This is a genomic window from Kribbella sp. NPDC004536, from assembly GCF_042873835.1.
Taxonomy (GTDB): domain Bacteria; phylum Actinomycetota; class Actinomycetes; order Propionibacteriales; family Kribbellaceae; genus Kribbella.
In genome coordinates, this window is sequence record NZ_JBIALY010000003.1 from 244,013 (window position 1) to 264,507 (window position 20,495).

At 68.3% G+C, this 20,495-nt stretch carries 16 protein-coding genes; 9 read left to right on the top strand and 7 right to left on the bottom strand.

The window, feature by feature from the left end; translation table 11 throughout:
• Nucleotides 1–933, bottom strand: coding sequence for a hypothetical protein (locus ACFYRU_RS26340; RefSeq protein WP_387663239.1), 933 nt, complete (start codon nt 931–933; stop codon nt 1–3).
• A 190-nt stretch (nt 934–1,123) separates the two neighbouring features.
• On the opposite strand from ACFYRU_RS26340, the gene ACFYRU_RS26345 reads away from it, so the two are divergent.
• The gene (locus tag ACFYRU_RS26345; RefSeq protein WP_387663240.1) at nt 1,124–2,896 is read left to right on the top strand and encodes a TIGR03767 family metallophosphoesterase; all 1,773 of its coding nucleotides are present in this window, start codon (nt 1,124–1,126) and stop codon (nt 2,894–2,896) included.
• Here ACFYRU_RS26345 and ACFYRU_RS26350 read toward each other — a convergent pair.
• The 3 genes from ACFYRU_RS26350 to ACFYRU_RS26360 all read right to left on the bottom strand — a co-directional run bounded on the left by ACFYRU_RS26350 (nt 2,893) and on the right by ACFYRU_RS26360 (nt 6,270).
• Nucleotides 2,893–3,162, bottom strand: a complete 270-nt coding sequence (locus tag ACFYRU_RS26350) for a DUF3017 domain-containing protein (protein ID WP_387663241.1) — start codon at nt 3,160–3,162, stop codon at nt 2,893–2,895. The two genes, ACFYRU_RS26345 and ACFYRU_RS26350, sit on opposite strands and share 4 nt — an antisense overlap.
• A 31-nt stretch (nt 3,163–3,193) precedes the next feature.
• Nucleotides 3,194–4,051 carry a bifunctional methylenetetrahydrofolate dehydrogenase/methenyltetrahydrofolate cyclohydrolase gene (locus ACFYRU_RS26355; RefSeq protein ID WP_387663242.1) on the bottom strand — a complete coding sequence of 286 codons (858 nt, stop codon included), beginning with the start codon at nt 4,049–4,051 and terminating at the stop codon, nt 3,194–3,196.
• Nucleotides 4,052–4,278: 227 nt separating this feature from the next.
• Nucleotides 4,279–6,270: an ArnT family glycosyltransferase gene (locus ACFYRU_RS26360; protein ID WP_387663243.1), complete on the bottom strand. Its 1,992-nt coding sequence runs from the start codon at nt 6,268–6,270 to the stop codon at nt 4,279–4,281.
• A 167-nt stretch (nt 6,271–6,437) separates the two neighbouring features.
• On the opposite strand from ACFYRU_RS26360, the gene ACFYRU_RS26365 reads away from it, so the two are divergent.
• The gene (locus ACFYRU_RS26365; protein ID WP_387663244.1) at nt 6,438–7,424 is read left to right on the top strand and encodes a pirin family protein; all 987 of its coding nucleotides are present in this window, start codon (nt 6,438–6,440) and stop codon (nt 7,422–7,424) included.
• Between the two features lie 64 nt (nt 7,425–7,488).
• A complete protein-coding gene (locus tag ACFYRU_RS26370) occupies nt 7,489–8,424 on the top strand; it encodes a hypothetical protein (RefSeq protein WP_387663245.1) in 936 nt (311 codons plus the stop codon).
• 1 nt (nt 8,425) lies between these two features.
• Here ACFYRU_RS26370 and ACFYRU_RS26375 read toward each other — a convergent pair whose 3' ends face one another.
• On the bottom strand, nt 8,426–8,737 hold the full coding sequence (locus tag ACFYRU_RS26375) for a cupin domain-containing protein (protein ID WP_387663246.1): 312 nt from the start codon (nt 8,735–8,737) through the stop codon (nt 8,426–8,428).
• Nucleotides 8,738–8,808: 71 nt separating this feature from the next.
• Here ACFYRU_RS26375 and ACFYRU_RS26380 point away from each other — a divergent pair, with 71 nt between their 5' ends.
• Nucleotides 8,809–9,876 (top strand): GlxA family transcriptional regulator, encoded by a 1,068-nt coding sequence (locus ACFYRU_RS26380; RefSeq protein WP_387663247.1) that lies wholly within the window; start codon nt 8,809–8,811, stop codon nt 9,874–9,876.
• Here the strand turns inward: ACFYRU_RS26380 and ACFYRU_RS26385 are convergent.
• Entirely contained in the window at nt 9,864–10,502 is a 639-nt protein-coding gene (locus ACFYRU_RS26385; protein WP_387663248.1) for a phosphotransferase, read from the bottom strand. The genes ACFYRU_RS26380 and ACFYRU_RS26385 overlap by 13 nt on opposite strands.
• Nucleotides 10,503–11,765 carry a glycoside hydrolase family 18 protein gene (locus ACFYRU_RS26390; protein WP_387663249.1) on the bottom strand — a complete coding sequence of 421 codons (1,263 nt, stop codon included), beginning with the start codon at nt 11,763–11,765 and terminating at the stop codon, nt 10,503–10,505.
• A gap of 110 nt (nt 11,766–11,875) precedes the next feature.
• Here ACFYRU_RS26390 and ACFYRU_RS26395 point away from each other — a divergent pair, with 110 nt between their 5' ends.
• The 5 genes from ACFYRU_RS26395 (at nt 11,876) to ACFYRU_RS26415 (ending at nt 20,451) form a co-directional block, all read left to right on the top strand.
• Nucleotides 11,876–12,457, top strand: a complete 582-nt coding sequence (locus ACFYRU_RS26395) for a hypothetical protein (protein ID WP_387663250.1) — start codon at nt 11,876–11,878, stop codon at nt 12,455–12,457.
• Nucleotides 12,379–12,960 (top strand): hypothetical protein, encoded by a 582-nt coding sequence (locus tag ACFYRU_RS26400; RefSeq protein ID WP_387663251.1) that lies wholly within the window; start codon nt 12,379–12,381, stop codon nt 12,958–12,960. Before ACFYRU_RS26395 ends, ACFYRU_RS26400 begins: the two co-directional genes overlap by 79 nt.
• 56 nt (nt 12,961–13,016) lie before the next feature.
• A complete protein-coding gene (locus ACFYRU_RS26405) occupies nt 13,017–13,721 on the top strand; it encodes a transporter substrate-binding domain-containing protein (protein WP_387663252.1) in 705 nt (234 codons plus the stop codon).
• 153 nt (nt 13,722–13,874) lie between these two features.
• Nucleotides 13,875–17,153 carry a S8 family serine peptidase gene (locus ACFYRU_RS26410; protein ID WP_387663253.1) on the top strand — a complete coding sequence of 1,093 codons (3,279 nt, stop codon included), beginning with the start codon at nt 13,875–13,877 and terminating at the stop codon, nt 17,151–17,153.
• A 67-nt stretch (nt 17,154–17,220) separates the two neighbouring features.
• The gene (locus ACFYRU_RS26415; protein WP_387663254.1) at nt 17,221–20,451 is read left to right on the top strand and encodes a S8 family serine peptidase; all 3,231 of its coding nucleotides are present in this window, start codon (nt 17,221–17,223) and stop codon (nt 20,449–20,451) included.
• Nucleotides 20,452–20,495: the final 44 nt, after the last annotated feature.

Sequence of the window (20,495 nt, forward strand, 5' to 3'; positions counted from 1 at the left end):
TCACTCCTGCTCGTAGCGAAGGCCCACCTCGGCGTGGGCCGTCTTCTGCAGTGACCAACGGCGCTCAGTCGTCCACGCGCCTCGCCGCCTGGACTCGAGCTTGATCTCGGCATCTGCTCGTTCGCTGTTGTGGCAGACCCCTTCGGTGCCGTCCGGGTCCCGGAACGGCACCTGAAGGACCTCCTCGGCAGGCAGCTGAACCGTCACCGTGAGCCGGCGATTGCCGATGCGTCCGATCACCGTCCACGTCGGTAGCTCGATGTCCGCGCGCATTCTGAGGGCGGCCGCCAGCAGCCCGTGTGTGGGCCAGTCCTTGCCGGCCAGTCGCAGCCGGCTGAATCCCATCGCAGGCAGTCGGCGGAAGGGCCCGTGATTCGACACAGCCGCGACCACCTCCAGGGCGTCGCCGTAGCCGAGATTGGCATGGAGCCACGCCCACTTGCGGCCCATGCCCCGCCCGTAGATACGTCCTACAGCTCCGTGCGCGTCTTCGAGCACGAGCGTTTCGCCGCCGACGTCGACGGTTCCGCTGAAACTCCCGGCCGGAATCGGCACCATGTGGGTGGCCGGAAGAATCTCGCCTCGCCAGGACCAGGCCGGAAATGTGTACAGCGGAGGGCCTTGTGGGTGGCATGTGAGCGACCAGCTGATGTCGTTCACCGTGCCCGACAACGAGTGCTTGCCCATCGCCATTGGCCATTCGAGACCGGCGCCCCACTGGACGGGGCCGAAGTGCTCGACGCGAGGCTTGCCGTCCGGTGGAAATATCCCGGCGAATCCATGGACGGTCGGGTGGCCTGCCCCGGTCGGAGCACTCAGCTGGCGGTGAAACCAGAGTCCGGTTCCGGTTCGTTGATCTGTGAGTGTCGCGTACGAGATGTCGAGGCGTCCGGGACGTCCTCGCCATCGTGGATCGAACAATCGGTCATTCATAGCGCAGCACCTCGCCGATCACGATTGGTACTCCCGTGACTACCCATTTGCACGAGGTCCGCTGAAGCCGAGCTGAAATCCGGCTGAAGGTCCGGCGCACGATTCAGCTCTGCCTCAGTCGTAGATCAGCGCGGGCTCCGACTGTCGGCCCTACCCCTGCATCGAACCTTCACCCACCAGGGAGGCGTAGATGAAGTTGTCACGGCGTGATCTCCTACGGGTGGCCGGCGTCAGCGCTATCGGAGCAACGACATCGCTGCCGGTCCGATCACAGGCAGCGACCCGGACCGTCCAACTCACAACGCTCGATCGGACCTTGCACCGAAGCACGGCGGACTCGACATCGTACGGCCCTGTCGCCGAAGGGCCTGGCGAGCCGCAGCTGGTTCGTCTGGACTTGGTCGGCCATCCGCCGTCAACAACTGCACGGCCACTGCTTGCCTTCGCTCAGATGAGCGACCTCCACATCGTCGATGATCAGTCACCGGCCCGGGTGGAATTCCTGGACCGCGGCGCCGACCCAGGCGATCCGTACCAGGCGTCCTACTCGTTCTTCGATTCTGCCTATCGGCCGAACGAAATGCTGACGTTGCACACCGTGGACGCGATGTGCCGAGCCATTGCGAATCTGGGCGCGGGGCCGGTGACTCAGATGCCACTTGCGTTCACCGTGGTGACCGGGGACATGACGGACAATTGCCAGTACAACGAAACCCGGTGGTACATCGATCTGCTCGACGGCGAGCCTGTCGTTCCGAACAGCGGGAGTGCGCTGGACGAATCCGTTTCGGGCTATCGCTTACCTTACGACAGGCGGTACTGGCATCCAGGAGGTCCGCCCGCCGGTGGCTTGCCAGATCTTCGGATCGGGCTGGGCTATCCCGTCGTCGGTGGCTTGCTCTCCGCCGCGCGCCGTGCATTCACAGGCCATGGTTTGTCGATGCCTTGGTATGCGGCGTACGGGAACCATGACGCCCTCGTGCAAGGAAATGCGCCGATCGACATAGGCCCAGGTGATCCGCTGATCTGGTTGGCAACCAGTGGAACCAAGCCGACCTCATATCCCTTGGCAGCGCAGTACGATCCGGGTTTCGACTATTACCTTGATGTGGTACTCAAGTTGGTCGAAGGCGATCTTGCCGTGACAACCGTTACCGCTGACCCGGCTCGGAGGTTGCTCGACCGCCGCCAGTTCGTCCAAGAACATTTCAACACCAGTGGTCTGCCGCATGGGCACGGCTTCGCGACCGGTACCTCTCGTGCCTATTACGCTTTCGAACAGTCTGCAGGCAACGTGCCCATTCGCTGCGTGGTTCTGGACACGACGAATCCGCACGGTGGAGCAGACGGATCAGTCGACGAAGATCAATGGGCATGGCTGGAAGGTCAGCTCAAGGCATCCAGTTCGCGGTACCTACGCTCGGACGGCGTTGTCGTGAACCAATCTGTCCAGGACAAGCTCATCGTTGTGTTCTGTCACCACACGTTGTCGTCGATGGGAAACACCTGCACCGGCGTTTTCGACTGGACGACGCGGTATTCCGGCACCGAACTGCGCCGGCTCCTCCTGCGTTTCCCCAACGTTGTGCTGATTGCCAACGGACACACGCATGCAAACAAGATCACCGCGCATTCTCGTGCGACCGGATCGCTGATCCCTGGTGGTTTCTGGGAGGTCAACACTGCGTCACACATCGACTGGCCGCAACAAAGTCGCGTCATCGAGTTGGGCGCAGCCGGCGACCAGCTGATCATGTACACGACGATGATCGACGCGGATGCCCCTGTCTCGTACGGCGGTGATCTGAGTACGCCGGCGAACCTTGCGTCGCTGGCGAGAGAGCTGGCCTCCAACGACTGGCAGTCGACGTACGGCGGGGCTGTCTCCGCGGGCAATCACCGCCGTGGAACGGCCGCGGACCGCAACGCCCGACTGGTGCTCCCCGCTCCGTTTGCCATCTAGTTGGGGACGATCAGGCCTAGCACCGCGATCGCTATGGCGGTGAGGAACAGGAACGCGGTGTCGAACATGCGACCGCGGACGCGGAGGAGGCCGGCTGCGGTGTCGGAGAGGGTGGCGCGGAGGACGGCGGCGAGGCCTGCGGAGGCGGCGAAGACCAGTACGCCGTTGCGCCAGTTGTAGAACCAGATCACCACCAGGCCGGTGAGGGCGACCAGGAGCGTCAACGCCAGCGGCCACTGGCTGCGGCGCTGGGCCTCGCCGGCCATCAGCACGTCACGCCTCTCGTGCTGGCCCGGTTCACCGGGGAAGGCTCGCTTCGGCGGCCTCGACCACGTTGGTGAGGAGCATCGCGCGGGTCATCGGGCCGATCCCACCGGGCATCGGGGCGATCCAGGACGCCTGCTCGCGGGCCGCCGGGTCGATGTCGCCGACGATCTTGCCCTCGGCGCTGCGGCTGGTGCCGACGTCGAGCAGTACGGCGCCGGGCTTCACCATGTCCGCGGTGATCAGGCCGGCCGAACCCGCGGCGGCGATCACGATGTCGCCGGTGCGTACGACCGCGGCCAGGTCCTTCGTACCGGTGTGGCACTGGGTCACCGTGGCGTTCTCGCTCCGGCGGGTGAACAGCAGGCCCATTGGGCGGCCTGCGGTGACGCCTCGTCCGACGACGACCACGTGGGCGCCGGCGATCGGTACGTCGTACCGGCGGAGGATCTCGACGCAGCCCTTCGGGGTACACGGCAGTGGGCCGTCCTGCCCGAGGACCAGCTTGCCGAGGCTGACCGGGTGCAGACCGTCGGCGTCCTTCGCCGGGTCGATCAGCCCGAGGATCGTGTTCGTGTCGACGTGCTTCGGCAGCGGGAGCTGGACGATGAAGCCGGTGCAGTCCGGGTTCTCGTTGAGCTCCCGAACCTTCGCGGCGATCTCGTCCTGGGTCGCGGTGTCCGGCAGCTCGACCTGGATCGAGGAGATCCCGACCGCGGCGCAGTCGCGGTGCTTGCCCGCCACGTACGCGCGGCTGCCCGGGTCGTCGCCGACCAGAATCGTGCCGAGCCCCGGTACCACACCCTGCTCGGCCAGCTTCGCAACCCGGACCTTCAACTCGTCCTTGATCGCGGCTGCCGTCGCCTTGCCATCCAAAATCTGCGCCGTCACGGCAAGAGTCTCCCACGCCGAGCTCCCCCACCCACCCCCGACGTCCCGAGCCCCCGGGCCGACGCAGACGCACCGGCCCGACACGAGCCAGCGGAACCGCCATGATCGCGACGCCCCGAACGCCCACCACTCACCAACCTCGCCGCGGCTGCGGTCCGCAGCCGTGACAGCTGCCCGAGCCGGGTGGGTGCGGAGGGTTGCTGAGTGGTGGCGGGGCGGCCGGGCGGTCAGGAGGTGAGGTTGTAGACGGTGGTGTTGCCTACGATGGTGGCGGTGTAGGTGGACTCGACCCAGGATTGGATTTGGGTTGCGGCCGAGGTGGTGCCGCCGCCGGGGCCGCCGCCGGATTGGCCGCCGGAGATGTAGTAGGTGATCTTGCCCTCGGCCACCCATTGCTTGAACTGGGCGAGCGTGGGGGCGTTGTCGGTGCCGCTGAAGCCGCCGATGGCGATGACGGGTTTGCCCGTTGCCAGTTCGAGGGAGGCGGCGGACTGGGAGCCGCTGGTCGCGGCGGCCCAAGTCGTCGTGGTCTTCGAGAGCAGAGCAGTCAGTTCGCTGTTCGCTGACTCACCACCCGTTCCACCACCACCCTGAGGCCCACCGACCTCCGAACTCCCCGCACCAGCAGAGCCGGAGCTGGTGCCGCCCACCCCGGTGCTGGTGGCGGTGCGGGAGGGTGGGGTTCCGTCCATCCCGGCTCGGGTGCTGGCGCCGCCTGTGGTGCTGGTGGTGGGGCCTGAGGTGGGGATGGAGCCGTTGTGGGGGTGGGAGGCGGTGGAGGTGGCGTAGGCCGTGCTGCCCAGGCCCAGCGCGATGGTGACTGCGAGGACCGCCGCCGGGAAGGACCGGCGGATGCCGCGGCCGAGGAGGAGCAACAGGGTGGCGAGGACACCAGCCGCCACGATCGCGTACTTGAGCCACGGCGCGAACGTCGGCGTCCGCGTCAACAGCTCGTAGTCCCACAGCGCAGTAGGCAGAACCATTGCCGCGAGCAACCACCGGTGCTTGCGCCCGATCCACGCGCCCAGGCCGACCAGACCGCCGATCGCCGGTGCGAGTGCGACTGCGTAGTACGGGTGAATCGTTCCGCTCATGAAGCTGAAGACCCCCGCGGTCACGAGCAGCCAGCCGCCCCACAGGACAAGTCCGGCGCGCAGGAGGTCGGTCCGCGGCGCATGCCGCCGTACCCAAAGACCGCCGGCCAGCGCGATCAGTGCCGCAGGCAACAACCAGGAGATCTCGGTACCGAACGCAGCGCCGAACATCCGGGTGATCCCGGTGCTCCCACCGAACCCGGTGTTCCCGCCGGCACCACCGCCACCGCCCCCACCACCGTTGCCGGAGCCGCCGAGCAACCGCCCGAGCCCGTTGTACCCGAGTGCCAGCTCCAGCAGTGAATTGTTGGTCGACCCACCGATGTACGGACGACTCGACGCCGGCCATAACTCCACCAGCGCGACGTACCACCCCGCACTCACAATCACCGCACCGAAAGCACCAACGAGATGCAGCAACCGCTTCCGCAACGAGGTCGGCGCCGCGATCAGGTACACCAGCCCGAACGCCGGCAATACCAGAAACGCCTGCCCCATCTTCGTCAGGAACGCGAACCCGATCGCGACGCCCGCCAGCGCCAGCCACCGCGCCGAAGCCTTCTCGAGTGACCGTACGACGAAGTACGCCGCGGCCACCATTAACAACACCAGCAACGCGTCCGGGTTGTTGAATCGGAACATCAGTACGGCAACCGGCGTCAACGCCAGCGCACTACCGGCAACGAGCCCGGGGATCGGTCCCGCGACCCGGCGAACGGTCAGGTAGAGCAGCCCGACCGCGCCGATTCCCATGAACGCCTGCGGCGCGAGCACCGTGAAGCTGTTGAACCCGAACACCCGCGCGAACGCCGTCGCGACCCACAGCGCGCCCGGCGGCTTGTCGACCGTGATCGCGTTCCCCGCATCGAGCGACCCGAACAGCCACGCCTTCCAGTTCTGCGTCCCGGCCTGCACGGCGGCCGCGTAGAAGCTGTTGCCGTACCCGGATGCGGTCAGGTTCCACAGATACAGGAAGGCCGTACCGACGAGCATCGCCAGCGCAGCCGGCCGGACGTACGCCGCCTGTGCGGCCGGTCCACGCAGCATCCGCCGGAGTCGCCCGGGTGGCCGGGTCGGTGGTTCGGCGAAGTCCTTTGCGGTGGGTCTGTCGAGCAGCGTTGTCATGATCGTCTCCAGTTCGCGGACGGCTTGCGTCTACGACGGTGCCAACTGGGACTCCCGCGACCCTGGGCGCCGGCTGGGAGCTTGCTGTGAGCCGGGAATGCCCGCGATCTTGCCGTGGTTCGAGGAGATAGTTTATTCTTGAACTACCGACCACCGAGGAGCACAGCATGCCCGCCGTGACCGTCAGCGACATCACCGTCCTGCCCCGGATCAGCCCGCAGGACCCTGCCGTGGTGCACGAGCGCGCCGTGAAGTCGGTGACGTCCGCGCCGAGCGGCTACGAGGGCGAGGGCTTCCCAGTACGGCGCGCCTTCGCCGGGGTCGACCTGCGCGACCTGGATCCGTTCATCCACATGGACCAGATGGGCGAGGTGGAGTACGCGCCGGGTGAGCCGAAGGGCACCCCGTGGCACCCGCACCGCGGCTTCGAGACCGTGACGTACATGCTCGACGGCATCATGGAGCACCAGGACTCCAACGGAGGCGGCGGCGTCATCTCCAACGGTGACACCCAGTGGATGACGGCAGGCAGCGGCCTGCTGCACATCGAGACGCCGCCGGAGCACCTGGTCGTCAGTGGCGGCCTGTTCCACGGCATCCAGCTCTGGGTGAACCTGCCGAAGGCGCTCAAGTGGGCGCCGCCGCGTTACCAGGACATCCGCGGTGGTGACTCGGCGTTGCTGTCCACGCCGGACGGCGGCTCACTGATCCGGGTCATCGCCGGCACGGTCGACGGGCACGACGGCCCGGGGTCGACGCACACCCCGATCACGCTGGTGCATGCTACGGTCAGCCCGGGCGCCGAGCTGGTGCTGCCGTGGCAGCCGGACTACAACGCGCTCGTGTACGTGCTGGCCGGCCAGGGTACGGCCGGCGCCGACCGGCGGCCGATCCGCAAGGGTCAGCTGGCGGTCTTCGGCCCGGGTGACGTGCTGCGTACGGCCGCGAGCACGACCCAGCCGCAGGCGGAACCGAACCTCGACGTACTGGTGATCGGCGGCCGCCCGATCCGCGAGCCGATCGCGATGGCCGGGCCGTTCGTGATGAACACCCGCGCCGAAGTGATCCAGGCCTTCGAGGACTTCCAGGCCGGCAAGCTCGGCAGCATCCCCGCGGTGCACGGCGCGCCGACCGAACTGCGTAGTACCGAGTAGTTGCTCTGGACGACCGACACCCCCGGATCTACCTTCAAAACAAGGGGATTCAGGGGGTGTCGTCATGTTCAGGAAACTTGCGCTGATCGTGTCCGCAGTGGCACTGACGGTCGCCGCGGCCGCGCCGTTCCCGGCGTCGATCGCGCTGCCGAACGACTTCCAGCCGGAGGGTCTCGCCGTCGGTCCGGAGAGCACGTTCTACACCGGGTCGATCACCACTGGTGACATCTACCGGGGCAGTCTGCGGTCCGGGAAGGGTGCGGTCTTCGTCGATGCGCCGCCTGGACGTTCGGCCACCGGGATGAAGGTCGAGGCGTCCGCGCAGCGGTTGTGGGTGGCGGGCGGTTTCGGCGGCCATGCATACGTATACAGCACCCGGGACGGGTCCACGCTGGCGAACCTCGTCCTCAGTACCGGTGCCGGGACGCTGATCAACGACGTGATGGTCACCAACCGCGCGGCGTACTTCACCGACTCGTTCCGGCCGGTGCTCTACCAGGTCCCGATCGGGCCGGGTGGCCGGATCGGCAGCCCGCGGACGATTCCGCTGACCGGTCCCGCGGCGTTCATCGGCGACTTCCCGAACCTGAACGGGATCGCGGCGCCCAGCGACGGGCACGTGCTGATCGTGGGGCACTCGTCGCAGGCCGCGCTGTACCTGGTCGATCCACGGACCGGCTCGAGCCGGCCGCTTCCGTTGACCGGCGGAGCGCTCACGCCCGGTACGCCGGACGGCATCCTGCTCGACGGCCGGATCCTGTGGGTGGTGCAGAACTTCGCCAATCAGCTGGTGAAGATCGAGCTCGCCCCGGATCTGAGTACCGGGCGGATCGTTGGCGTCACCACCAATGCGCTGTTCCGGGTGCCGACGGCGATCGGCGCGGACGGTCACCGGCTCGCGCTGGTGAACGCCCGCTTCGACCTCGGCTTCCCGCCGCCGCTGGGGCCCGGCGCGCCGCCCGGTACCGACTTCAACGTGGTGCAGCTGAACAAACCCTGACTCAGCCCTCGGGGTAGAAGAGGAACAGGGTGCAGCCTGTCGTCGACTGCGGGACGTGCGACGAACCGGCCGGGGCGTGGATGAACGAACCGGCCGGGTAGTCGCGTTCGCCGTCGTTGAACGTGCCGTCGACGACGAAGACCTCCTCGGGGCCCGGGTCGTGGACGTCGATGCCTTGCCAGCTGGAGCCGGGATCCATCTGCAGGACGTACGCCTTGGCGACTTCGCCGGACCAGAGCGGTCTGAGGCGGATGCCGGGGAACAGTTCGCGGACCGGAGCGTCGTGCAGCGACGCCCATTCGTAGGTTTCCATGGGTCGATTGTCTGGTTGTCCACAGGGTCGTACCCAGTGTCTGGATAGTCTCTGTGCGGTACTTTTCTGCCATGCATCGGGTTGTCGCGCTGGTGACCGCGCCGCAGGCGAGCTTCGAGTTCGGGTGTGCGGCGGTGGTGTTCCGCGATCCGCCGTACCGATTCGGTGTGTGTACCGAGGTGCCGGGCAACGTCCGTACGACCGAGGGGTTCGACATGGTCGTGACGTCGGGGCTGCGGGCGCTGGATCGCGCGGACACGATCGTGGTGCCGGGGTGGTTGCCGATCAGTCGTGAGCCGACGGCGGCTGTGCTCAGGGCGCTCCGGCGGGCGCATCGGCGGGGTGCTCGGTTGGTCAGTATCTGCTCGGGTGCGTACTTGCTGGCGGCAACTGGGTTGCTGGACGGGCGGCGGGTGGCTACGCATTGGCGGTATGCCGATGAGCTGCAGCGGAGGTTTCCGGCGGTGCGGGTGGATGCTGATGTGCTGTACATCGATCACGGGGATGTGGCGACGAGTGGTGGGTCGGGGACCGGGATCGATCTTTGTTTGGAGTTGGTGCGGCGGGATCTTGGGGCGGGGTATGCGGCGAGGGTTGCGCGGCGGATGGTGATGCCGCCGCATCGCGAAGGTGGTCAGCTGCAGTACCGCTCCGAGAGCCCAGAACTGGATGATGCAGGGGTGGGAGGAGCCGCTGCCTCAGGTTCTGGTGGGCGCGCCGCGTCAGGTTCTGGTGGGGTGGGTGGGGTCGCTGCCTCAGGTTCTGGTGGGGGCGCCGCGTCGGGTTTTGGTGGGGTGGGTGGGCCGGGGGCTGGTGGGGAGGGGTTGGGTGGGGTGTTGGAGTGGGCGGGGGAGCGGCTCGGGGAACCGCTGACTGTGGGGGAGTTGGCTCGGCGGGGGAACGTTTCTGAGCGGACGTTGGCTCGGCGGTTCGGGGAGCAGTTGGGGGTTTCGCCGGGGCAGTGGTTGCTGGCGCAGCGGATCGCACGCACCCGGGTGTTGCTGGAGGAGACCGACTTGTCGGTGGATGCGATCGCGATCAAGGTCGGGTTGTCGTCGGCGACCAATCTGCGCAGGAGGTTCCGGGCCGCGTTGCAGACCACGCCCAGTGCCTACCGAAGGGCGTATCAGGGCAAGTAGTCGTCGATGTCGACGGTGAGATAGTGCTCGATCCGCGGATCGTCCGGATCGCCGCCGGACAACTCGACGAACCGCCGTGCCGCGAGCGGTCCGCCGTACTGCGGGTTCAGGTTGCCGCGCAGGCTCCCGAACATCAGGGAGAGGTCGACGTACCGATCGCCGGTGCCGAGGCGGCTCAGGTCGAGGACGCCCGCGAAGCGCAATGACTCCGGGTCGATGAAGACGTTCGGTGCGCAGTAGTCCCCGTGGGTCACGGCCGAACCGGCGCCGGGGAACGGGGAGCTGAACGGGCAGTCGGTCAGCTCGTCCAGCGCGCGCAGACCGGAGGCTAGCGCGGCGAGGACGGCCGGGCGGTCGGCGGCCGGCCAGTCCTGGGACGCGTCCCGGCCGCGCAGTTCGGTCGTCAGCAGCCAGTTGTCGCCGCGGTCAACGATCCGTGGGCACGGGAACCCGGTCGACCCGAGCCACGCCAGCCGGTCGGCCTCGACCGGTACTCCGGAACCGGCCTTGTAGTAAAGGCGTTCCGGCCCGCGGGACAACCGGACGACGGTCGCCTCGGAATGTCCGACCTGGACCACCGAGGCGCCGTCGGCACCGAATCGATCCTGGAGAACGTTGAGATCCACTCACCGAAGGTTACGGTGCAACGCCGAGATCAGCTCCCCATTTGAAGTGTCACCGTCCAGCGACCAGATCATCGCGCCGCCGAGCTCCCGCCGCGAGATGTACGTCGCCTTGCGCGCCATCTCGACCGGGTCGTCCCAGGTCCAGAACGTCGTACCGTCGAACAGCCACGCGAAGCCGGCGCGATCGTCGCGATAGACCGTGTAGTTCGCCAACTGCGCCTTCAGGTACCGGTAGTCGTCCGTACCGGCCTCGAACGTCGCCGGCGCCGGACCGGTGGACGGTTGGAACAGCCCGTGGTTCTGGTTCGTCACGCCCGTCCAGCCGTGCGAGTAGAACGGCACGCCCATCACCAGTTTGTCCCGCGGCGCGCCCCGGGACAGGTACGCGTCGATCGTCACCTGCGAGCTGAACTCAGGCGTGGTCGGATCGCCTGCCGGACCGCGCAGCGCGGACTGCTGGTTCGTCAGGTTCTCCCACGGACCGTGGTAGTCGTACCCCTGGGTCGAACCGAACGTCAGGTCCTTGAACAGTTGCCGGACCTCGAACCCACGGTCGATCATCGCCGGGTTCGCCGGCAGGAACGCGGTCAGGTTCGGCCGTCGTCCCGGCAGCCGGTCCAACTGCTTGCGGTACTCGTGCACCAGCGCGGTGAAGTTCTGCTTGTCCTCGGGGCGGATCACGTTGCCCGGGTTGCCGTCGCTGGCCGGCCACTCCCAGTCCAGGTCGACACCGTCGAAGATTCCCTTCGCGGCACCGGCGGGAAGTCCCGGCAGATTCCCCTTCAGCCAAAGGTCGATGCAGGACTTCACGTGCGCGGCCCGGGACGCCGGTGTGAGGGCCGCGTCGGAGAAGTGCGCGGAGCCGGTCCAGCCGCCGAGCGAGATGCTGATCCGGAGCTTCGGGTACTTCTGCTTGAGTTCCTTCAGTTGGTTGAGGTTTCCGTTGAGCACCTGTCCGGGCTCGTCGGCCTTGCCGTTCACGCTTTGCTCGGCGGTGAACGGCCGCTGGTAGTCGGCCCACGGATCGCTGCTGGTGCAGTTCCCCTGGGCGTCGACGAAGCCGAACGCGTAGTTGATCTGGGTCAGCCGGGCCGCGGACCCGTTCTTCACCAGATCGCTGACCAGGAAGTTCCGGCCGTACCCGCTCCAGTTGGTGTAGTACCCCACCACTCGCTTGCTCTCGTGCGCTTCCGCCGGCACCGCGAGAGTCGTTGGTACGACCATCGCTCCGGCCAGCAGCAGCCCCAAACTCCGACGCCTCATAACACCCCCATCGGACGGTTCCTGCGCCACACAGTAGGACCACCCACCGACTTACACAATGTCTCTGCAAAAACTGGCCCGATGCCCCCAAGCGCCAGCATCCTGGCGGGATGACGATGGACAGTGCGGTCGACTGCCCGCAGTGCAGCCGGCCGTTGCCGGCGGATCGGCGGTACGCCGTCTGGTGCCGGCACTGCGGGTGGAACCTGGAACCGGCTCCTGCGCCGTACGAGCCGGCCTGGCAGCTCGAGCGGGAACGGAAGCTTGCCGACTCGCTGGCCGAGCGGCCGGCGTCCGGGCCGGAGCGTTCGCTCGGTGCCTTCCTGCTGTCGCTGCCGGTCCTGCTCGTACCGCTACCCGGTCTGCTCGGCGGGATCGCCCTGCTCGCGTTCTATCGCCCGATCTGGTTCGCGGCGCCGTTCGCGGCGGTCCTGTTCGTCATCACCGCGATCTTCCGCCCGCGCGTCACCCGCCTGCCTGGCAACGCCCAGACGGTGACCGGCGCGCCCGAGCTCCAGGGCGTACTCGATCGGCTGGCCGTTCAGACCGGGACACCGAAGCTGCAGCACGTCGTGGTCACCACCGACACCCGGATCGCGATCGACCGGCTCGGATGGCGGTACCGCCGTACGCTCCGGATCGGCCTCCCGACCTGGAGCGTCCTCCGTCCCCAGGAGCGGTACGCCGTCTGATCGTCGGGCAGGGCAGCGACGACCAGATCCTGCACAGCTGGCTCGTCAAGCTCGGCAGCGCCGTGCTCGGCCCGCCGATCCGCGGGTACCACCGCCTGCTGCACCGCCTGGACCTGGCCGGCCGCCAGCGTCGCGAGTACCGGATCGACCGCCGGGTCGCGGAGCACGTCGGCTCCGAACCGACGGCGGCCTCGCTCGAACGGGTCCTCCTCGCAGGCATCTGCTTGCGCGCGCTCGAGCGATCCGTTCGATTCGACCGCGCCGCGGATCCGCTCGACGTGCTGCGTCGTACCGCTGCCGAGATCCCCGACCACGAGTTCGCGCGGCTGGTACGCGTCGACCAGGCGAGCAACGGGCGCAGCGACGCGGAGCATCCACCGACCTGGCAGCGCAGCCGGCTGTTGCGCGCGCACCCGACGCCGACGACGACCGTGTTCGCGCCGGCCAAGGACGACGAGCTCGCGGCCGCGGCACGCGCCGCCGCGTCGATGCTGCACGACTGACGAGATCCGTCAGTCGTCGGCGGTCGCGGCCCGGGTAGCTGGATAAGGTCGCGGCTATGACGACTGTTGCCGCCGACCTCGCGCCCACCGGTGTCCTCCGTGCCTCGATCAACCTCGGCAATCCGGTGCTCGCGCAGGGTACGCCGGACGCGCCGGCCGGGATCACCGTCGACATCGCGCGCGAGCTGGCCAAGCGGCTCGAGCTGCCGCTGGAGCTGGTCTGCTTCGACGCGGCCCGCAAGTCGTTCGAGGCGCTGACGACCGGCCAGGCGGATCTCTGCTTCCTCGCGATCGAGCCGGCCCGGGCGGCCGAGGTCGCGTTCACGTCGCCGTACGTCGTGATCGAAGGCGTCTTCGCCGTACCGCAGGACTCCGAGCTGAGCACGGTCGCCGAGGTGGACGCGCCCGGCGTACGCATCGGCGTCAAGCAGGGTTCTGCGTACGACCTGTACCTGACGAGGACCTTGCAGCACGCCGAGATCGTCCGGGGTGCCGAGGGCGTGGACGTCTTCCGCGCCGAGGGGCTCGAGGTCGCGGCCGGGATCCGGCAGCCGATCACGCAGTACGTCGCCGAGAACCCCGATCTGAGAATGATCGACGAGCGGTTCATGCAGATCCAGCAGGCCGTCGGTACGACGAAGGACAAGAGCGAGGAGACGGTCGCGTACCTCAGTGACCTGATCGACGAGCTGAAGTCGTCCGGTTTCGTCGCTGCCTCGCTCGCTGCGGCCGGGCAGTCCACCACTCTTGTGGCTCCGTAGCGGAAAGTAGTCAGGCAGGAACCTGCCGTGGCAGCAGGTTCTGGCAACCTTTCGGTCGGGTCCGGACATCTACCGGTGAGTGGTCGCGCGGCTGCGTTCTGTAAGTGGTCTAGCGCGACCTGATGTGAGGACAACGATCGGGAGGGACTCATCGTGGTAGCCACACCACGATCGAGGCGCCTCGGCGTAGCCGCCGTCGCCTCGATCGCCGCTTTGGGGCTCGGGCTGTCCGCCCCGGGCCAAGCAACCGCCGGACCGCCGGCCGCCAACCCGAAGTCGAAGTCGCCGGACCGCAGCGTCACGCTGATCACCGGCGACCGCGTGACGCTGCTGGGCGGGGACCCGGCGCGCGCGTCGATCACCCCCGGCGCCGGCCGGACCAAGGTCGCGTTCAGCTCGTACCGCGAGCGGGGCCACCTCTACGTCATACCGTCGGACGTCCGGGGCCGACTGGCCGAGGGGAGGCTCGACAGCCGGCTGTTCGACGTGGCCGGGCTGCTCAAGGACGGGTACGGCAGCAGCACGCTGCCGCTGATCGTCACCTACCGGGGAACGGCCCAGCAGCGGTCCGCCGTCCCGGGCGCGACCGTCGCGCGGCAGTTGCCGGTGATCAACGGCGCCGCGTTGACGGTGACCAAGGACGCCAGGGTGCTGAACAGTCCAGGCATCGACAAGGTCTGGCTCGACGGGAAGCGCAAGGTCACGCTGGACCAATCGGTCCCGCAGATCGGCGCACCGACCGCCTGGAAGGCCGGCTACACCGGCAAAGGCGTCCCCGTCGCGGTCCTCGACACCGGCATCGACAAGTCGCATCCCGACCTCGCGACCCAGGTCGTCGGCATGAAGAACTTCACCGACTCCCCGGACGGCGACCACTTCGGCCACGGCACGCACGTCGCCTCGACGATCGCCGGTACGGCGGCCGCGTCGAACGGCAAGTACAAGGGCGTCGCGCCGAATGCGCGGCTGTACGACGGCAAGGTCTGCGACGACGGCGGCAGTTGCCAGGACTCCGCGATCCTCGCCGGGATGGAGTGGGCCGCGAAGGACATCAAGGCGAAGGTCGTGAACCTCAGCCTCGGCGGCACCGACACCCCGGGGATCGACCCGCTCGAGGAGGCCGTGAACCGGCTGACCGCGCAGACCGGCACGCTGTTCGTGATCGCGGCCGGCAACGACGGACCCGGCGAGCGGACGATCGGGTCGCCGGGCAGCGCGGACTCCGCGCTCACCGTCGGCGCGGTCGACAAGCAGAACGGGCTGGCCGACTTCTCCAGCCGTGGCCCGCGGATCGGTGACGGCGCGGTGAAGCCTGACATCAGCGCGCCGGGCGTTTCGATCGTCGCCGCGAAGGCGAAGGACTCGGTGATCGGCGAGCCGGTCGGCGATCAGTACCTGCGCCTCGACGGTACGTCGATGGCGACCCCGCACGTCGCCGGGTCGGCCGCGATCCTCGCGCAGGAACACCCGACCTGGAAGGCCGCCGAACTGAAGGGCGCGCTGATGGGTTCGGCCAAGCCGGCCGCGGACCAGACCGCGTTCGAGCAGGGCGCCGGCCGGGTGGATGTTGCCAAGGGCATCAAACAGACCGTGATCGCCGAACCGGGCGACCTCTCCTTCGGTACGGCGGTGTGGCCGCACGGCGACGACACGCCAGTCACCAGGACGCTGACGTACCGCAACCTCGGCGCCAAGGCGGTCACGCTCAAGCTGGCCGCGAACCTGAACGGTCCGGACGGTTCCGCCGCGCCGACGGGTGCGCTGAAGCTGAGCGCGACCACGGTGACGGTTCCGGCGGGCGGTACGGCCGCCGTGCAGGCGACGTCGAACACCAAGCACAGCGGCGCCGACGGCCTGTACTCGGGCCGGATCACCGCGACCGGCGGCGACGTCGGCGTCACGTCCGCGATCGGCGTCGAGAAGGAGAAGGAGAGCTACAACCTGACGCTCAAGGCGGTCGGCACGGACGGCAAGCCGACGGAGTTCATCGGCAGCCTGCTCGGACTGAGCCAGGACCTGTTCCAGTTCATCGGTGACGGCAGCGACACGCTCAAGCTGCGGTTGCTGAAGGGCGAGTACCTGGTGACCAACAACCAGTACGCCGAGAACTCCGACGCCAGCTACGACCTCGTACAGCCGTCGATCCAGCTCACGAAGGACACCACGGTGGTGTTCGACGCCCGGACGGCGAAGCCGGTCAAGGTGACCGTGCCGCAGGCCGGTGCGAAGGCGGCCCTCGCCGACATCGGGTTCGACCGCGCGTCCGCCGACGGCGCGTACGGCCTGGGCTACTCGGGCCTGTCGTTCGGCTTCGACGACAGGTACAGCGCGCAGGTGGGATCCACTGTCCTGCCGGCGGCGCAGCTGACCTCACATGTGGCCTCGCAATGGGCGAAGCCGGACGCGGACGGGCGCTTCGCCAACTCGCCGTACGTCGTCGGTCAGGTGAACACGTTCCCGGGCGTCTTCCCGACCGGGTTCGTGCGAGCGGTGCGGGCGAAGGAGCAGGCCGCGGTCCAGCAGACCGTCAACGCCACCAGCGATCACCCGCTCCAGCGGATCGTGCAGGGGGTCGCGCCGGGCATGAGCGGCAGCTGGGCGATCGGGCTGACGTACGGCAAGGCGCCGCTGACGACGACGCTGTACGCCGACGCCAAGCCGGCCACCTGGCAGTCCGAGGTGGACGAGGTGATCCCGAGCGCCGACCCGAACAACCCGTTCCCGGAGACGGTGAGCATGCTGCTGTCGCCGTGGAAGGGCTACCGGGCAGGCAAGCCGTACCGCGAACGGTTCAACGCGGCGGCGTTCACGGCTGCGCCGGACCAGGCGGTCCGTACCGGTGGGGACCTGTACCTGTCCGCGTCCGGGCACAGCGACGCGGACGGGAACCGTGGGTTCATCGCCGCCGACTCGCAGTCCAGCAAGCTGATCAAGGACGGCAAGGTCGTCGCTGATTCGCCGTACTTCGGCTACATCGAGGCGAGCGGTCTGCCTGCCGCGAAGACGACGTACACGCTGGAATCCACGCAGACGCAGTCGGCCGGTCCGTCCTCGACCCGGATGGACCTGCGCTGGACGTTCACGTCGGCAGCGAGTGCCGAGCCGGCCAGGCTGCCGTTGGTGGGGATCCGTTTCCAGCCGAAGGTGGACGACCACAACCAGGCTGTCCGCAGGCCGATCACCGTGTTGCCGGTCGTGGTCGACCCGCAGGACGGCGAGCAGTTGCCGGCGATCCGGAAGCTGACGGTCCAGGTGTCCGGTGACGACGGCAAGACCTGGCACGACGCCGCGGTCGCGCCGATCGGGCACGGCCGGTACAAGGCGATCTTCGAGACACCGGCCGGGTCGTCGGTCTCGTTGCGCTCGCAGCTGGTCGACGGCGCCGGGAACCGAACGGACCTGACCGTGCAGAAGGCCTACCTGTTGCGCTGACCATGCAACCCCGGAGATCGGTTTCGGCATTTAGAGGGTGCGCAGACAACCGATTTCTGGAGGCCCTGTGAGTTCGAGATCCAGGCGCAGAGCAGTGCCCGCGATCGCCGTCCTGGCGGTCGCGGGCCTCGCGGCCGGCGCGCTGACACCGGCGCAGGCTGCACCGTCCGCCCCTGAGAACAACACCAAAGATGTCAGTGTCACGCTGATCACCGGTGACCGGGTGCTGCTGCCCGGTGGTGCCATCACCAAGCTGAGCGTCGAGCCCGGCGCCGGCCGGCAGCACGTCGGCTTCCTCAAGCAGCGCAGCCGCGGGCACGCGTACGTACTGCCCGCCGATGTCGTCAAGGACGTCGGCAGCGGGCGGATCGACCGCCGGCTGTTCGACGTCGCGGAGCTGGTGCGGGACGGGTACGACGACGCGTCGACGAGCACGATCCCGGTGCTGACGACGTACCGCGGGAACGCCGCCGCGAAACGCGCCGTACCAGCCGGCGCCAAGGTCACGCGGCAGCTGCCGTCGATCAGCGGCGCCGCGATGAAGATCAGCAAGAGCAACGCGAAGAGCTTCCTCGGCTCTGCCGGGTTCAGCAAGGTGTGGCTGGATGGGAAGCGGAAGGTCCTGCTGGACCAGTCGGTGCCACAGATCGGTGGACCCGACGCCTGGCGAGCCGGATACACCGGCAAGGGCGTTTCGGTCGCGGTGCTCGACACCGGGGTCGACGCGACGCATCCCGACCTCGCGCCGCAGCTCGCCGGCGAGAAGAACTTCACCACCGAGTCCGCCGACGACCTGGTCGGGCACGGTACGCACGTCGCGTCCACGATCGCCGGTACCGGCGCCGCGTCCGACGGCAAGTACAAGGGTGTCGCGCCGGACGCGCGGATCTACGACGGCAAGATCTGCGGGCTCGACGGCTGCGCGGAGTCGGCGATCCTGGCCGGCATGGAGTGGGCCGCGACCGAGGTCAAAGCCAAGATCGTCAACCTGAGCCTCGGCGGTGCCGACACGCCGGAGCTCGACCCGGTCGAAGAGGCGGTGAACAGGCTGACCGCCCAGACCGGGACCTTGTTCGTAGTTGCCGCAGGCAACGAGGGCTCGGGGGACGGGACCATCCAGTCGCCGGGCAGCGCGGATGCTGCGCTGACCGTTGGTTCGGTCGACAAGCAGGACCAGCTCGCCGACACCTCGAGCCGCGGTCCGCGAACCGGGGACGACGCGCTGAAGCCGGACGTGACCGCGCCGGGCGTCGACATCGTCGCGGCGAAGGCCAAGAACTCGATCATCGGTGAGCCGGTCGGCGACAAGTACCTGCGGCTTTCCGGTACGTCGATGGCGACGCCGCACGTCGCCGGCGCTGCCGCGATCCTGCTGCAGGAGCACCCGGACTGGAAGCCTGCCGAGGTGAAGGCCGCGCTGATGGGGTCGGCGAAGGTCGCGGTGGATCAGACTTCGTTCCAGCAGGGCGCGGGCCGGATCAACCTGACCACGGCGATCAAGCAGAGCGTGATCTCGGAGCCGGGCAGCGTGTCCTTCGGCCGCGCGGAGTTTCCGCACAACGACGACCAGCCGGTCACCCGGGACGTGTCGTTCCGCAACCTCGGCGATGCCGCCGTCACGTTGTCGTTGACCTCGGTACTGACCGGCCCGGGCGGTGCGGCGGCTCCGGCCGGTGCGTTGAAGCTGAGCGCGGACTCGGTGACGGTTCCGGCCGGTGGTACGGCGTCCGTTCAGGCGACGTCGGACACCAAGCTCAGCGGCGCGGACGGGCTGTACAGCGGGCGGATCACCGCGACCGGTGGCGGCGAGACCGTCGTCGTACCGGTCGGGGTGAACAAGGAAGGGCCGACGTACAACCTGACCGTCAAGACGATCGCGCGCGACGGGAAGCCGGACCCCGACTTTCCTGTTTCGCTCGTCGGCGTCGACAACCCGCAGTACGCGAACCTGGCGCCGGACGCGAACGGCTCTGTGACCGTGCGGCTGCCGCAGGGTCAGTACCTGCTCCACATGTACCAGGAGTTCGAGCAACACCCGGACGACTGGATCTCGTTCTTGCTGGTGGCACCGGGCGTGAAGCTCACCGCGGACCAGACCGTCGTACTGGACGCACGGAAGGCTCGGGCGGTCACCACCTCGCTGCCGGATCCGGCCGCCAAGGAGGCGAACACGGCGATCGGGTTCGACCTGGCACCCCAGGCCCACATCGCCCCGTACTCGTACGAGGCGGCCAACTTCCCGTTCGGCACGGTGTTCACCTACAACGCCGGTCCGAAGCTGTCCGCGGACCAGTTCGTCGGGCACGTCACGTCGCAGTGGGGGATCCCGGGCGCGGACGGGCTCTACACGAACACGCCGTACCTGTACGGGATCGCGAACTACTTCCCGGGCGACTTCCCGACCGGGTTCGACCGGTTGGTGAAGCAGTCCGACCTGGCGACCGTCGACGCGACGGTCAACTCCGCGGACGGCGAGCGGATGTTCAAGATGTTGTTCCCGACCGGGCCGTGGGGCAGCAGCGGCTGGGCCCGGGTCATCCGCCTCGACCCGCCGCGGACCATCCGCTACTACGTCGACGAAACGTCGTACGGGTTCGGCGGCATGACCGAGGAGGACGCCGACGGCTCGCCCTTCCCGCTCGGGAGGTGGTCGATGGAGGGGAAGTCGCTGCCGTACAAGGCCGGGCGGCACTACCGGGAGCGGTGGAACGCGGCTGCCTTCGTGCCGGCGGTGAACTACGCGACGCGGTCCGGGGGCGCGCTCGGCATCTCGCTGTACTCGCTCACCGACGCGGACGGGCACTTCGGCTGGACGCAGACGACGGGCAGCACCAAGCTGTACCGGGACGGGACCGAGGTCGGGTCGACGGACCGGTTCGGATTCGCCGAGGTCGCGAATCAGCCGGCCGGCAAGGCGTCGTACAAGTTCGTCACGACCGGTACGCAAGCGCTCTGGCCGTTCTCGACCCGGATGGACGTGGAGGCGACCTTCACGTCCTTCGCGGACCAGACGAGCATCCCGATCCACACCGTCGGCTTCCGGCCGGACGTGGACGGGAACAACAAGGCGACGCGCAAGCCGGTCACGGTACTGCCGTTCGACGCGCACGGGGTGCCGAAGGTGAAGATCGAGTACTCCGGTGACGGCGGGGCCACCTGGCGCCAGGCACAGGTCGCCGGCGGGCAGGCGATCTTCCCGACCCCGGCGGGCTCGTCGATCTCGTTGCGGTCCACCGCGACTGACGCGGCTGGGAACACCACGAAGCAAACGGTGATCGCCGCGTACGGCCTGCGGTGAGAACAGCAGAAGGCCCCCGGGATCGGTTCCCGGGGGCCTTCTGT

Coding starts and splice junctions, on each gene's coding strand:
- ACFYRU_RS26340 (WP_387663239.1), bottom strand. CDS start 933: ATGAATGACCGATTGTTCGATCCACGATGGCGAGGACGTCCCGGACGC.
- ACFYRU_RS26345 (WP_387663240.1), top strand. CDS start 1,124: ATGAAGTTGTCACGGCGTGATCTCCTACGGGTGGCCGGCGTCAGCGCT.
- ACFYRU_RS26350 (WP_387663241.1), bottom strand. CDS start 3,162: ATGGCCGGCGAGGCCCAGCGCCGCAGCCAGTGGCCGCTGGCGTTGACG.
- ACFYRU_RS26360 (WP_387663243.1), bottom strand. CDS start 6,270: ATGACAACGCTGCTCGACAGACCCACCGCAAAGGACTTCGCCGAACCA.
- ACFYRU_RS26365 (WP_387663244.1), top strand. CDS start 6,438: ATGCCCGCCGTGACCGTCAGCGACATCACCGTCCTGCCCCGGATCAGC.
- ACFYRU_RS26370 (WP_387663245.1), top strand. CDS start 7,489: ATGTTCAGGAAACTTGCGCTGATCGTGTCCGCAGTGGCACTGACGGTC.
- ACFYRU_RS26375 (WP_387663246.1), bottom strand. CDS start 8,737: ATGGAAACCTACGAATGGGCGTCGCTGCACGACGCTCCGGTCCGCGAA.
- ACFYRU_RS26380 (WP_387663247.1), top strand. CDS start 8,809: ATGCATCGGGTTGTCGCGCTGGTGACCGCGCCGCAGGCGAGCTTCGAG.
- ACFYRU_RS26390 (WP_387663249.1), bottom strand. CDS start 11,765: ATGAGGCGTCGGAGTTTGGGGCTGCTGCTGGCCGGAGCGATGGTCGTA.
- ACFYRU_RS26395 (WP_387663250.1), top strand. CDS start 11,876: ATGACGATGGACAGTGCGGTCGACTGCCCGCAGTGCAGCCGGCCGTTG.
- ACFYRU_RS26400 (WP_387663251.1), top strand. CDS start 12,379: ATGGCGGTACCGCCGTACGCTCCGGATCGGCCTCCCGACCTGGAGCGT.
- ACFYRU_RS26405 (WP_387663252.1), top strand. CDS start 13,017: ATGACGACTGTTGCCGCCGACCTCGCGCCCACCGGTGTCCTCCGTGCC.